Origin of the sequence: Kribbella sp. NPDC000426, assembly GCF_040300265.1 — a bacterium.
In the GTDB taxonomy this organism is placed as follows: Bacteria; Actinomycetota; Actinomycetes; order Propionibacteriales; family Kribbellaceae; genus Kribbella.
Genome location: NZ_JBEPDK010000009.1, coordinates 29,688 through 44,000, shown reverse-complemented (window position 1 = coordinate 44,000; position 14,313 = coordinate 29,688). Strand labels below are relative to the sequence as shown.

General features: G+C 69.8%; 9 protein-coding genes. 5 read left to right on the top strand and 4 right to left on the bottom strand.

Annotation, left to right across the window (positions count from 1 at the left end; translation table 11 throughout):
- Nucleotides 1–325 precede the first annotated feature (325 nt).
- Nucleotides 326–1,066 (bottom strand): alanyl-tRNA editing protein, encoded by a 741-nt coding sequence (locus ABT313_RS37255; RefSeq protein WP_350863949.1) that lies wholly within the window; start codon nucleotides 1,064–1,066, stop codon nucleotides 326–328.
- A 46-nt stretch (nucleotides 1,067–1,112) separates the two neighbouring features.
- Nucleotides 1,113–2,270, bottom strand: a complete 1,158-nt coding sequence (locus tag ABT313_RS37250; protein WP_350863946.1) for an ROK family transcriptional regulator — start codon at nucleotides 2,268–2,270, stop codon at nucleotides 1,113–1,115.
- A gap of 85 nt (nucleotides 2,271–2,355) precedes the next feature.
- Here ABT313_RS37250 and ABT313_RS37245 point away from each other — a divergent pair, with 85 nt between their 5' ends.
- The 3 genes from ABT313_RS37245 to ABT313_RS37235 are packed head-to-tail and all read left to right on the top strand — an operon-like array spanning nucleotide 2,356 to nucleotide 5,218.
- Nucleotides 2,356–3,375 (top strand): Gfo/Idh/MocA family protein, encoded by a 1,020-nt coding sequence (locus ABT313_RS37245; protein ID WP_350863943.1) that lies wholly within the window; start codon nucleotides 2,356–2,358, stop codon nucleotides 3,373–3,375.
- On the top strand, nucleotides 3,372–4,493 hold the full coding sequence (locus ABT313_RS37240; protein ID WP_350863941.1) for a Gfo/Idh/MocA family protein: 1,122 nt from the start codon (nucleotides 3,372–3,374) through the stop codon (nucleotides 4,491–4,493). Before ABT313_RS37245 ends, ABT313_RS37240 begins: the two co-directional genes overlap by 4 nt.
- Nucleotides 4,490–5,218, top strand: coding sequence for a sugar phosphate isomerase/epimerase family protein (locus ABT313_RS37235; RefSeq protein WP_350863938.1), 729 nt, complete (start codon nucleotides 4,490–4,492; stop codon nucleotides 5,216–5,218). The genes ABT313_RS37240 and ABT313_RS37235 overlap by 4 nt, the downstream gene beginning before the upstream one ends.
- Here ABT313_RS37235 and ABT313_RS37230 read toward each other — a convergent pair.
- Nucleotides 5,205–6,368: a pyridoxal phosphate-dependent aminotransferase gene (locus ABT313_RS37230; RefSeq protein ID WP_350863935.1), complete on the bottom strand. Its 1,164-nt coding sequence runs from the start codon at nucleotides 6,366–6,368 to the stop codon at nucleotides 5,205–5,207. The two genes, ABT313_RS37235 and ABT313_RS37230, sit on opposite strands and share 14 nt — an antisense overlap.
- Before the next feature lie 23 nt (nucleotides 6,369–6,391).
- Between ABT313_RS37230 and ABT313_RS37225 the strand changes: the two genes are divergently transcribed.
- Entirely contained in the window at nucleotides 6,392–7,276 is an 885-nt protein-coding gene (locus ABT313_RS37225) for an NAD-dependent epimerase/dehydratase family protein (RefSeq protein ID WP_350863932.1), read from the top strand.
- Here ABT313_RS37225 and ABT313_RS37220 read toward each other — a convergent pair.
- The gene (locus ABT313_RS37220; protein WP_350863930.1) at nucleotides 7,228–8,595 is read right to left on the bottom strand and encodes an FAD-binding oxidoreductase; all 1,368 of its coding nucleotides are present in this window, start codon (nucleotides 8,593–8,595) and stop codon (nucleotides 7,228–7,230) included. The two genes, ABT313_RS37225 and ABT313_RS37220, sit on opposite strands and share 49 nt — an antisense overlap.
- 189 nt (nucleotides 8,596–8,784) lie before the next feature.
- On the opposite strand from ABT313_RS37220, the gene ABT313_RS37215 reads away from it, so the two are divergent.
- Nucleotides 8,785–14,295: an ATP-binding protein gene (locus tag ABT313_RS37215; protein WP_350863927.1), complete on the top strand. Its 5,511-nt coding sequence runs from the start codon at nucleotides 8,785–8,787 to the stop codon at nucleotides 14,293–14,295.
- Nucleotides 14,296–14,313: the final 18 nt, after the last annotated feature.

Here is a 14,313-nt window from a genome sequence, read left to right as displayed (position 1 = left end):
TCAGCGGCTGCGGCCAAGGAGGACTCCGTCAGGACCGGGTTGGTCGCGGTGGGATCCCGTGCTGGACGCAGGCCGGCGTCTTGCAGGGCGCCGCGCAGCCTCCGCGAATTGGGCCATTTCGTGAACTGACGACAGGGATGGACTTCCGTGTGTTACCCGGATCGTCGTTGCTCTGCCTCGCGACTCCAACTCCTCAGCCACGACGGGTCGATGTCGGGCCCTGGGGGCTGCGCAACCCGGCGAACTTACAGGCGACCAGCGAACCTGACCACTGTTCGAACTCTCTTCTTTCCTTATCTCTTCCTTGCACTTCCTTCTCGTGTGTTCAGGTGATGCGGATTCGGAGGCGGCGGAAGCCTTTGCCTTTGCTTTCCATTTTGAGGACTTCCAGGTGGCCGATCATGGCGGTGGAGGCTACGTGGGTGCCGCCGTCGGCCTGGGTGTCGAGGCCGGCGATGTCGACGATGCGGACGATCTCGATGTCGGGTGGGAGCAGGTTCGTCGCGGTGCGGATGATGTCGGGGATCGCGAACGCCTCCTCGCGCGGCAGGTTGCTGACCGTGATCCGGCGGTCGGTGCGGATCTCCGCGTTCACGGCCTCCGCGACGCGCTCCTTGAAGTCCGGCGGTACTTCGGCCAGGTCGAAGTCCATCCGCGCCGACAGCGGCTCCATGTTCCCGCCCGTCACCAGCGCCCCGAAGTCACGAAACACGACCCCGGTCAGCACGTGCAGCCCGGAGTGGGTCCGCATCAGCTGAGTACGCCGTTCGTCGTCGAGCGCGCCGCGCACCGCCGTACCGACCGGCGGCACCGGGTCGCCGTCGTGCGGCACCAGGTACAGGTCGTCGCCGCGGACCGTCCCGACGATCCGTGTCCGTACGCCGCCCCACAGCAGCACGCCCTCGTCCGGCGGCTGCCCGCCGCCACCGGGATAGAACGCGGACCGGTCGAGCACGATCCCGCGCTCCGGATCCACCCCGACGACCGTCGCATCCCACTCCCGCACCGACGCATCGTCCAGATCCAGCCGATGCGTGTGCCCGTGCTGATTCCCCTCGCCGCTCATACCTCCCGAATCTAGCAACACCCCAACTGTTGTTAACCTGCCGAACTCAGGTGAGCCGGTCCAGCACCCGGGTGATGGCGATGTGGACCGCGCCCAGAACGGTCGCGTGCTCGCCCAAGGCCCCGACGGTGATCTCGGTGTCCCAGGCCAGCGCAGTCGTCGCCCGCCGTACGCCGGGGAGGAGCAACTGGTTCTGACCGACGCCGCCGCCGAGTACGACGAGGCCGGGGTCGAGGACGCTCATCACGCCGACGGCCAGCCTGCCGATGTCCGCGGCGTGCTCGTCGACCAGTCGACGCGCCGTCGAGTGACCGCGTGCCGCGGCCCGGAACAACGCCTCGGGGTCCTTCGGCGCGGGAGCGTTCGCGGCGGTCCAGGCTCGCGCGCACCGCGCCATCAGCGCCTCGGACCCGAGGTACTCCTCGAGTCCGGCGCGAGCGGGCTCCGCATCGGGCGTCCAGGGGAACGGCATCATCGCGACCTCGCCGGAGGCGCCGTGCGCGCCGTGCATCAGCTTCCCGTCGATCACGATGCCGAGACCGATCTTCACGCCAACCTGCAGGTACACGAAGGTGTCCTGGTGCTGCGCCGCACCGAGACGATGTTCGGCGATCGCGGCGCAGTTGACGTTGTTCTCCACGATGACAGGCACGCTGTCGGGCACCGGCAGGGCGACAGCGAGCTGATCGACGCCGTCGGGCTGCAGACTGCCGGCGACCGGCTCGATGCTCGGCCTGGTCGACGTGGCCACGACGACGTCGCGCAGCGGGCCATGGGCGTCGCCCACCTCGGCCAGGACCTTCTCGCAGAGTTCCGCGGTGGTGGAGACCGCTGCCGCGGTCACGTTGCGCCGACGCGCCGAGACTCGTTGCTCGCGAGCCGCGAGCTGCTCGCCGTCGAGCGAATGGGCTACCACCCGCGCCCGCGTCGCGCCGATCTCGATGCCGAGGACATGACCGGCGCCGGCGGCCAGCGAGTACAGCACGGCGCTGCGACCGGTGGCGCCGCGCGAGGAGCCGCCGCCGGCAACGAGTTCGAGGTCGATCAGCTCGGGCATGACCGCCGACATGGTGGGCCGGGACAGCCCGAGGGCCTTGGCCAGCTGCGGCCGGGTCGCCGGGCCGTGCGTCGCCAATCTCCGCAGCACTCCACGCGAGCTTTCCGGCAGATCCAGCCGGCTCGAGGACGTCGGCGCTGGGCTCACAACAGCCATGGTAAGCGCAGGATCACCCGGTTGCTGTCACAATCAAGTTAGTTAATCTGCCGAACACTGAGGCATCGGAGGATTGATGACGGAACTGCGGGTCGCCCTGGTGGGTGTCGACCATTGGTACTCGGCGCTTCCACTCGCGGAAGGAGCACGGTCGCGGACCGGGCTGAGTCTGGCCGGCGTCTGGGACGCCGATCCGGTCCGCGCCGCGTACGTCGGCGACCGGTACGACGTCGGCCGCGTCGAGGCGGACTGGCGCACGCTGGTCGACGATCCGGGGATCGACGCGGTGCTGAGCTTCGTCAGCCCGGACCTCAACCACGAGGTGTGCGTCGCCGCCGCGAAGGCGGGCAAGCACATCATCGCCAACAAGCCGCTGGCGCTCCGGCTGGAGGATGCCTCGCGCGTGGTCGAGGCTGTTCGCGGCTCGGGAGTGACGTTCTTGCCGGCCGAGTCCCGGCAGCGGCTGGGGCCGAACGCGCAGTGGCTGCGGCAGTGGGTGAAGGACGGCCGGATCGGTCGGCTCACCAGCGCGGCGATGACGACCTGGGCCGGGCTGCCGGCGCAGTGGCCGGACGACCGTACGCCGGGATGGTTCGTCGACCCGGCGCGGACGGTCGGCGGCGGGTGGGTCGACCACTCGATCTACCAGATCGACCTGCTGCGCTGGCTCCTCGGCGAGGAGGTCGTCGCGATCAGCGGACAGACGGCCGAACACGCCCATCCCGAGCTCGAGGTCGAGGACTACGGGGTGGCGACGGCGACGTTCGCCGGGGGAGCGGTGGCGACACTGGAGAACACGTGGACGGCACCGGACGGCGGTTTCCAGTCGAGCTACACCATCGTCGGCAGCGGCGGCGCCGTACGGATGGACGGCATTCAGGGGCGGCTTCTGGTGATTGACGACACCGGGCCGACCGAGCTTGATCCCCCTGGCAGACATGACCAGGCGGCGGACCTCGATCACTGGGCCGCTGTCATCAACGGCGAGGCGGAGCCGGTCGCAACCGTCGACGACGCGTGGCACAACTTGGCGGCGTGCCTCGCCTTCTACGAGTCCGTCGCTGCCGGGCGGACAGTGCGGGAGGGGTTGGCATGAGCCCGTTGCGGATCGGCGTACTCGGTGCGGGGATGATCGCCACCGGCGGCGGGGGAGTGCTGCCCAACCTGGGTTCGATCCGGGACAAGGCCGAGGTCGTCGCGATCGCGGACGTCGTCCCTGATCTGGCCAAGACCGTCGCCGGGACGTTCGACATCCCGCACGCCTTCACGAGTCTGGAGGCGATGCTGGAGGGCGTCGAGCTGGACGCGGTGGTCAACCTGACGCCGATTCCCGTGCACGGCCAGACCTGTGCGCAGATCCTTGCTGCGGGCAAGCATCTCGCGACCGAGAAGCCGCTCGCGACGAGTATGGCGGACGCCGACCGGATCTGTGAGCTCGCAGCCGAACGCGACCTCACTGTGGTCTGCGCGCCGTTCAACATGCTCTACCCGGACCGGGCCGAGGCTCGCCGATTGGTCCGGGAAGGTGCCATCGGCAAGGTTGCGTTCGCCCGGGTGCGGTCGTCGCACGGCGGACCGGCCTCCGGGGCGTGGCCTGCGGACCCGACGTGGTTCTACCAGAAGGGTTCCGGGCCGTTGTTCGACATGGGCGTGTACGGCATCCACGAGATCACCGGCATCCTCGGGCCGGCTCGCCGGGTGGTCGCGTTCGCGGGGATCACCGAGCCGACGCGCACGGTGCGCGGCGGGCCGTTCCAGGGGAAGACGATCGACGTCACCGCGGACGACAACGTGCTGATGCTGCTCGACTTCGGCGAGTCGACGTTCGCGGTCGTCGACGGGACGTTCAACGTGAATGCCGCCCGCGGGCCGAAGCTGGAGATCTACGGCCGGGAAGGGACCATCAACCTCAGCGGACGACCCTTCGGCGGCGACGGACCGCCGCTGGAGATCTTCCGGCTGGACGCGGTCGGCGGACTGCGGGGCTGGATCGCACCCGACATGCCGGACGGCGATGCGCCGATGCGGCGGTTGGTGGGGCTCCATCGCGCGGTTCTCGTCGATCACCTCGCGGACTGTGTCGCCTCTGGGACCCGGCCGCTGCTGAATCTCGAGCACGCCCGGCACGTCCTCGAGATCATGCTGAAGGCCGACGAAGCCGCGCGCACCGGTCAAGCGCAGGAGCTGACGACGACCTTCTCCTTGCCCGAATGAGGCGCCCGATCGGAGTGCAGCTCTGGTCGGTCTACACGCTCGACGACTTCCCCGGAGTACTGCGGCAGCTCAGCGAGATGGGGTACGCCGGGGTCGAGGCGTTCGGGCTGCACGGTCTGTCGCCGTACGTCGTCCGGCACCTGCTCGACGACCTCGGGCTCGAGCTGTTCAGCTCGCACGCGCCGTTCCCGGCCGGATCGGACGCGCGGCGCATCCTCGACGAGCAGAGCGAGTTGGGCGCACCGGTGCTCGCGTGGAGCCTCGAAGCGGACGAGTTCGCCACCGAGGAGAGCATCGCGCGCGGGGTGGAGCGGGTGAACGAGGGCGTCGCGAACGCGAACGCGTACGGGATGCAGCTCGCGTACCACAACCACTCGTCAGAGTTCTCCCGGTTAGCTGACGGGCGACGCGCGTACGACGTACTGCTGGAGAAGCTCAGCCCCGATGTGCTGCTGGAGCTCGACGTCTACTGGGCCGCGGTGGCGGGCGCGGATCCGGCCGCGGTCGTGCGCGAGTACGGCGACAGGGTCCGGTTCCTGCACCTCAGGGACGGGCCGGCGAAGACGGCTGACGACACGATGGTCGCACTCGGGCAGGGCAGTCTGGACATCCCGGCAATCCTCGACGCGAATCCGTCGGTCGCCTGGCACATCGTCGAACTCGACCGTTGCGCCGACGTGATGACTGCCCTGCGCGAAAGTTTCGACTATCTCAACGCGCTGTGACGAGCTCCGTGAACGCATCCAGGGCCCGGCGGATGTTCTCCACCGAGTTCGCGTACGAGAAGCGCAGGTGGTTCTCGCCGTACGCACCGAACGACGTGCCCGGGAGACATGCGACCCCGGCCTCGTCGAGCAGGCGGTCGGCCAGGTCCGACGCCGACAGCCCGAGTTCGCTGATGTTCGGGAACGCGTAGAACGCGCCCGCGGGCTCGACACAGGACACACCCGGTACGGCGTTCAGCCCGGACACGATCACCTCGCGCCGTTCGCGGAACGCGTCCAGCATCCGGTCGACGTCGTCCCACGGACCTTCGAGCGCGGCGATCGCGGCGTGCTGGCTGAAGGCCGACGTACACGAGACCGAGTTGATCATCAGCCGCGTCACCGGCTCGACCAGCGGCTCCGGGAACACGCCGAAGCCCAGCCGCCAGCCGGTCATCGCGAATGTCTTCGACCAGCCGTCGAGCAGGATCGTCCGATCCCGCATGCCGTCGACGTCCAGCACGCTGTGATGATCGCCACTGTAGCGCAGGGCCCAGTAGACCTCGTCGCTGAGTACGACGAGATCGTGCTCGATCGCGATCTCGGCGATCGCCTGTAGCTGCTCCGGCGTGGACGCGCTGCCGCAGGGGTTGTGCGGGGAGTTGAGGATGAGCAGCTTGGTCCGATCGGTGATCAGCGAGCGCAGTTCCTCGGGGTCGATGACGAACCCGTTCTCCTCCCGCAGCGGCACCGGCACCGGCTTCGCGCCGGCGAACGAGGCGATCGACGCGTACATCGGGAAGCCGGGGTCGGGGTAGAGGACCTCGTCGCCCTCCTCGCACAGAGCGAGGATCGTGAAGAACATGATCGGTTTGGCGCCGGGAGTGATCAGCACCCGGTCGGGCGAGGTCTGCAGCCGGCCGGTCCGCTCGAGGAACTCCGTGACCGCGGTCCGCAGCTCCGGGATCCCGGGCGCCGGCACGTAGTGCGTGAAGCCCTTGTCCAGGGCCTGCTGGGCGGCGGCGATCACGTGTGCCGGGGTGTCGAAGTCGGGTTCACCGATCTCCAGGTGCACGATCTCGCGCCCCTGAGCCTCCAAGGCCTTCGCCTTGGCCAGTACCTCGAAGGCCGATTCGGTCCCCAGTCGTCCCATCCGCTGAGCAAGCTTCACACCCCGAATCCTAATCTGCAACGATGAAGAACATGGCACGGGTAGCGGTGACAGGAAGCAGCGGCAAGCTCGGCCGCGCCGTGGTCGATCACCTCGCGGACAACGGCTGGGACGTGGTCGCCCTCGACCAGGCTCCGCCGGCGCGCGCCGACGTGACCTCGACCCGGCTGGATCTGACCGATTTCGGGCAGACGTACGAGGCGATCGCGGGGATCGACGACCGGCACGACGGCGTCGACGCGGTCGTGCACCTGGCCGCGATCCCGGCACCGGGGCTGCGGCCGAACGCGGCGACGTTCCAGAACAACATGACCGCGACGTACAACGTGTTCTCGGCGGCGCTGCGGGCCGGCGTCCGGAACATCGTGTGGGCGTCGAGCGAGACCGTGCTCGGGCTCCCGTTCGACGAGTTCCCGCCGTACGTCCCGGTGGACGAGGACTACCCGCCGCGGCCGAACAGCACCTACTCGCTGGTGAAGACGCTCGAGGAGGAGCTGGCCCGGCAGCTGTGCCGGTGGCACCCGGACCTCAAGCTGATCGGGCTGCGGTTCTCCAACGTGATGTACCCCGAGGACTACGCCCGGTTCCCGTCGTTCGACGCCGACGCCCGGGCCCGGAAGTGGAACCTCTGGGGCTACATCGACGCCCGCGACGGCGCGCAGGCGGTCCGCAAGGCCCTCGAGTACGGCGTGACCGGGACCGATGTCTTCATCGTCGCGAACGCCGACACCGTGATGTCCCGGCCGAACGAGGAGCTCCTCGCCGAGGTGTTCCCCGGCGTGGAGGTCAAACGCCCGTTCGGGCCGAACGAGACGCTGCTGTCGATCGACAAGGCGCGGCGTCTGCTCGGCTACGAACCTCAGTTCTCCTGGCGCGGACCGAACGGGAAGAGCGAGTCCGGGTCGTAGGCGGCGCGGACCTGGCCCAGCCGCGTGAACGTGTCCGCGGGCCAGGACGCTTCGTACGATCCCGGTAACGCGAACCCGCCGGCGAAGTTCACGGTGGTCTCAGCACTGATCCACGGCCGCAGCTTGGTCAGCAGTCCGTCGACCGTTGCCGGAAGCACCTTTTCGAACAGGCTCGGATCCGGTACGCCGATCAGCGTCAGCGTGCAGGCCCCGCCGCGGCCGCCGACCGCGCTGCCCTCGGGTACGTCGCGTTCGGTGGCGCCGCCGAGGTGCCGGATCTCGATCGCGATCAGCGGGATCTGCTGCTCCGGACCGGCCGCCTCGAGGAAGGCCGCGACGAAGCCGGCGTCGAGCTCGTCGAGCATCAGGCCGCGGTCCCACGACGGCGTCGGGTCCTTCGGGTCGTTGTGGATCAGCGGGATGTCGGCGGCCGGCATCTCGCCGACCGCGTCGATCAGCGTCGTACCGGCGTCGCGGATCGGCTGGAACAATTGCTTGCCCTCGGCCACATCACCGACGGACGCGAACCGCACGCTGAGCACGGTCTTGCCACGCAGCGGTTCCGGGATGAACTCGAGCGGCGGGAGGCGCAGCATCACGACCGACGAGTTCGCGCTCTCCGGCAGCGTCTTGGTCCACTCGGTCCAGGTGCTCAGCACGGGCGCGATGTACTCCGCATCGAAGAACACCGATCCGCCGTACAGCGTGCTGAGCTCGGCCAGCTCGAAGTCCATCGACGTGACGATGCCGAAGCCGCCCTTGCCGCCGCGCAACGCCCAGAACAGATCCGGGTTCTCGGTCGCGTTGGCCGTCACCGGACCACCAGCGGTGACCACGCGGAAACTGCGAGCCCAGTCGGACGAGAAGCCGTAGGTCCGCGCCAGCGGCCCGAGTCCGCCGCCGAGCGTGTACCCGATGCAGCCGACGACCTCGGACGCGCCGGCGATCGGCGCCAGTCCGTGCGGCGCGGCGACGCTGATCACGTCGGCCCACACGGATCCGGCGTTGATGTGCGCGATCTTGGTGTCCGGATCGATGGTCACACCCTTGAACCGGGACGTCGTCACGACGATCCCGTCCTCGATCGGGTTCGGTACGCCGTGCCCGGTCGCCAGCACGCGAACCGGCGTACCGGTCTCTGCCGCGGCCCGGACCACGGCCACGGCGTCGTCCTCCGACGTCAGGCCGACAACCACATCAGGACTGTGTGTAACCGCCAGGTTGAACCCCGACAACTCTTCCGCGAAGCCGTCGTCCCCGCGAGCCAGCACGGGCCCGGCGACCGTTCCCCGCAGCCGGCCGATCAATTCATCCGACACGATGCTTCCCCTCCGTCGACTGCCCGGAAGTCTTTCACCGGACCAGGGTCAGGCTCGGTCAGGCTCGAAAACGGGCTCGAACACGCCTGAAAGGGGGGCCGACTCGACGGTAACGGCCCTGGGCTGAAAACCTGTGCCAGCAGAGGGCGATCCCTTCTGTACAAGCAGGGTGAGACACGGAGGCGGTCGATGTTCAAGCGTATCGCGATAGTGAACCGGGGCGAGGCCGCCATGCGGCTGATCAATGCGGTCCGGGAAGTCAACGCCGAAGGCGGTGACCCCATCGAGACCGTGGCCTTGTTCACCGACGGCGAGCGGACCGCGACCTTCGTACGCGCGGCGGACATCACCTACCCGCTCGGCCCGGCCTCGGCCCGGCCGTACTTGGATCTGGCCGTCCTCGAGCGGGCGCTGCGCGAGACCGGCGCCGACGCGGCCTGGGTCGGCTGGGGTTTCGTTGCCGAGGACCCCGCATTCGCGGAGTTGTGCGACCGGATCGGCGTCACGTTCATCGGTCCGTCGGCCGAGGCGATGCGCAAGCTCGGCGACAAGATCGGGTCGAAGCTGATCGCCGAGGAGGTCGGCGTACCGGTCGCGCCGTGGAGCCGCGGTGCGGTCGAGTCGCTCGACGCTGCGCTGGAAGCGGCCGAGCGGATCGGCTACCCGTTGATGCTCAAGGCAACGGCCGGTGGCGGTGGCCGCGGCATCCGGGTGGTCCGCTCAGCAGACGAGTTGTCCGACGCGTACGCGCGGACCAGTGACGAGGCTGCCCGTGCGTTCGGTAGCGGCATCGTGTTCCTGGAGCGGCTCGTCACCGGCGCGCGGCACGTCGAGGTGCAGGTCATCGCGGACGGTCAGGGCACGGCGTGGGCGCTCGGTGTCCGCGACTGCTCGGTGCAGCGCCGCAACCAGAAGGTGATCGAGGAGTCGGCGTCCCCGCTGCTGTCGGCGTCGCAGGTCGACGACCTGAAGGCTTCGGCCGAGCGGCTGGCGCTCGCGGTCGGGTACAAGGGCGCCGCGACGGTCGAGTTCCTGTACCACCCGGGCGAGAAGTCGTTCGCGTTCCTCGAGGTGAACACCCGGCTCCAGGTCGAGCACCCGATCACCGAGCTGACCACCGGGTTCGACCTGGTGAAGGCCCAGCTGCACGTCGCCTCCGGCGGCCGGCTCGAGGGCGTCAAGCCGGTCGAGAGCGGTCACGCCGTCGAGGCCCGGTTGAACGCCGAGGACCCGGACCGCGACTTCGCGCCGTCGCCCGGGCGCATCGCCGTACTCGATCTGCCGGCTGGTCCCGGGATCCGGGTCGACACCGGGGTGAGCGCGGGCGACAGCATCCCGGCCGACTTCGACTCGATGATCGCGAAGATCATCGGGTACGGGCGGACCCGCGAGGAGGCGCTGGCCCGGCTGCGGCGCGCGATGCAGGCGACGACCGTGCTGATCGAGGGCGGCGCGACCAACAAGAGCTTCATCCTCGAGCTGCTCGACCAGCCCGAGGTGATCGACGGCAGCGCCGACACGGGCTGGATCGACCGGGTCCGCGGCGAGGGGCGGCTGATCTCGCACCGGCACTCCGGGATCGCGCTGGTCGCGGCGGCGATCGAGGGGTACGAGGACTCCGAGCGGGTCGAGCGGACCCGGCTGCTGGAGACCGCGCACGGCGGCCGTCCGCAGGTGCAGCACGAGGTCGGCCGCGCGATCGACCTCAAGCTGCGCGGTGCGAGCTATCAGGTGACCGTGGCACGGATCGGGCCCGAGCGGTTCCGGGTCGGTGTCGGGAACGGGCAGCTGAAGATCGTGGACGCGGAGCTGGAGCGGCTGGACGACTACACGAGCCGGCTCGTCGTCGGCGGGCAGCGGTTCCGCCTGGTGACCGCGACGCACGGCCCGGTGCACCTGGTCGAGGTCGACGGCGTGACCCACCGCGTCAGCCGCGACGAGGGCGGCGTACTGCGTTCGCCCGCGCCGGCGCTCGTGGTCGCGACGCCGGTGCAGACGGGCGCCGAGATCGAGGCCGGTGCGCCGGTCCTCGTGCTCGAGAGCATGAAGATGGAGACGGTGCTGTACGCGCCGTTCAAGGCGACTGTGAAGGAGCTGCTGGTATCGACCGGCAGCCAGGTGGAGACCGGTGCGCCGCTGCTCCGGCTGGAGCCGGTGGCGGACGAGGGTGCGTCGGCCGAGGCTGCTCCGGTGCACAACGGCGTCGAGCTGGATCTGCCGAACGGGACCGGTGAGAAGTCCGCGGCCGAGCGGGTGGAGCGCGGGCTGGACGACCTGCGGAGCATGCTGCTCGGGTTCGACATCGACCCGCAGGACGAGGGCGGCATGCTGGCCGACTACCTCGCCGCGCGGTCCGAGCTCGCCCATCAGCAGGCCGGCCCGCCGGTCGGGCCCGAGATCGAGCTGCTCAGCGTGTTCGCGGACTTCGCCGAGCTGAGCCGGAACCGTCCGGCCGGCACGGACACCAGCATCGAGAACCGCGTGCACAGCCCGCGCGAGTACTTCTACACGTACCTGCAGAGCCTGGACCCGGACCGCGGCGGATTGCCCGCCGAGTTCCAGGCCCGGTTGACGCGGGTGCTCAGCAACTACGGCGTGACCGGGCTGGAGCGGAGTCCTGAGCTGGAGGAGGCGGTCTTCCGGATCTTCCTGGCACAGCAGCGCTCGAATCCCGACGTCGTGCTCGTGACGTCCGTGCTGCAGCGGTGGATCGCTGAGCCGCTGCCGGAGTCGCCGCTCGACGAGTCCGTGCACGAGCTGCTCGACCGATTGGTGCCGGCGACCCAGCTGCGGTTCCCGGTCGTCGGTGACCTGGCCCGCAGCGTCCGGTTCCGCTGGTTCGACCAGCCGCAGGTCGACGCCGAGCGGGCCTCGATCATCGCCGGTGTCAGCGACGAGGTCGCCGACCTGGCCGCGCACCCGGATGCGCCGGACCGGCAGCAGCGGATCGACGCGCTGGCCGCGATTCCGGAGCCGATCGTCCGGTTCCTCGCCCAGCGGCTGGCCGGCGGCTGGGGCGACCGCGAGCCGATGCTCGAGGTGCTCGTCCGCCGGCACTACCGCGAGTACGAACTGCACGACCTGCGTGAGTTCGCCGTCGACGGGCGGCCGGTCGCCACCGCCGACTACTCGATCGACGACCGCCCGAGCCACCTCGTCACCACGGTCGGGACGGTGGCCGAGCTCGCGGACCGCGACAGCGCCCTGTCCCGCGCGCTGACCGCGCAGGTCGACGCCCGCACGCCCGGTCACGAGGCCGTCGTCGAGCTGTACCTGTACGGCCCTGACCTGCCCGAGTCGCAGCAGGAGGCCTCCGACCTGTACCGCCGGATGGTCGCGGACCTCCCGGTCGCCCAGCGCGTACGCCGGATCTCGGTCGCGGTCGCACCGGGACAGGACCGCCCGGTCTCGTACTTCACCTACCGCCCGGCCGGCGGGTCGATGGCCGAGGACGACAACGTCCGCGGCGTGCACCCGATGGTCGGCCGCCGCCTGAACCTGTGGCGGCTGCGCGACTTCCGCATCACCCGCCTCGATGCGCCCGAGGACGTGCTGCTCTACTACTGCGTCGCGCGGGACAACCCGGCCGACCGCCGGCTCGTCGCGCTGGCCCAGGTCCGCCAGTTCGCGGTGGTCCGGGACGAAGACGGCCAGGTCACGTCGCTGCCGCACGCCGAGCGCGCGATCGCGAACTGCCTGGAGGCGATCCGCCGGGCTCGTTCCGCCCGCGGTGCGGCGGGCGCCAAGCTCGACATGAACCACGTGTGGGTGCAGATCTGGCCTGTGGTCGAGGCACAGGTCGACGAGGTGACCGCGCTGCAGCGCAACATCGCCCCGATGACCGCGGGCGCCGGGATCGAGGAGGTCCTGGTCCAGGGCCAGGTCCCCGGCCCGGACGGTACGACGAACCCGGTCGCGGCCCGGTTCTACTACCAGCACGGCTCGGGTGTCGTCACCTCGATCGAGCAGCCGCCGACCGGTCGGCTGATGCCGCTCGACGACTACGCCCAGAAGGTGCAGCGGTCCCGGCGGCGCAACACGATCTACCCGTACGAGGTCAGCGGGATGGTCGCCGGCCAGGGCGGTTCGTTCGTCGAGCACGACCTCGACGACACCGGCAACCTGGTCCCGGTCGAGCGGCCGAAGGGCCTGAACAAGGCCGGCATCATCGTCGGCATCGTCACCACGCCCAGCGAGCGGTACCCCGAGGGCGTCACCCGGGTCGCAATGAGCGGCGACCCGACGATGGCCCTCGGCGCGGTCGCCGAGGCGGAGTGCGCGCGGATCATCGCGGCGCTCGACCTCGCCGAGCGGATGCAGGTCCCAGTCGAGTGGTACTCGCTGTCGGCCGGCGCCCGGATCTCGATGGACTCCGGCACCGAGAACATGGACTGGGTCGCGAAGGCGCTGAAGCGGATCGTCGAGTTCACCCAGGACGGCGGCGAGATCAACGTCGTGGTCGCCGGGATCAACGTCGGCGCGCAGCCGTACTGGAACGCCGAGGCGACGATGCTGATGCACACCAAGGGCATCCTGGTGATGACGCCGGACAGCGCGATGGTGCTGACCGGCAAGCAGACGCTGGACTTCTCCGGCAGCGTGTCGGCCGAGGACAACTTCGGCATCGGCGGCTACGACCGGGTGATGGGCCCGAACGGCCAGGCGCAGTACTGGGCGCCTGACCTGAAGGCGGCCCGGGACGTGCTGATGACGCACTACGACCACACCTACGTCGTGCCGGGGGAGAGCGGTCCGCGGCGGGCGCCGACATCGGACCCGGTCGATCGCGATGTCACGCCGTACCCGCACGAGGTGGCCGGCAGCGACTTCAAGACGATCGGTGAGATTTTCTCGACTGCGACGAACCCGGACCGGAAGAAGGCGTTCGACATCCGCACGCTGATGCGGGCGGTCAGCGACCAGGACCACCCGGTGCTGGAGCGCTGGGCGGGGATGGCCGACGCCGACACGGCGGTCGTGCAGGACGCGCGGCTCGGCGGGTTCCCGGTGTGTCTGGTCGGGATCGAGTCGAAGTCCGTACCGCGCCGGGGCTTCCCGCCCACCGACGGCCCCGACACCTACACCGCGGGCACGCTGTTCCCGCGGTCGTCGAAGAAGGTGGCCCGGGCGATCAACTCGGCCAGCGGCAACCGCCCGCTGGTGGTGCTCGCGAACCTGTCCGGCTTCGACGGATCACCGGACTCGATGCGGAACCTGCAGCTCGAGTACGGCGCCGAGATCGGCCGCGCGATCGTGAACTTCCGGGGACCGATCGTTTTCTGCGTCGTCTCGCGGTACCACGGCGGCGCGTTCGTGGTGTTCTCGAAATCGCTGAATCCGGCCATGACGGTGCTCGCGGTCGAGGGCTCGTTCGCGTCCGTGCTCGGTGGTGCGCCGGCCGCCGCGGTGGTCTTCGCGGGCGAGGTCGACGCGCGGACCGCCGCCGATCCGCGGGTCGCGACGCTGGCCGAGCGGGTCGGCGAGGCGACCGGGGCGGAGCGGGCCGCGCTGGCCACGGAGCTCGCCGAGGTGCGGATCGTCGTCCGGGCCGAGAAGCTGGGCGAGGTCGCGACCGAGTTCGACCGCGTGCACAGTATCGAGCGGGCGCGCGAGGTCGGGTCGGTCGATGCGGTCATCCGGGCAAGGGAATTGCGGCCAAAGTTGATCGAGGCAATCAATTCCGGGCTACCCGGAAGTTGATCACTCGTCTAGCCTGGA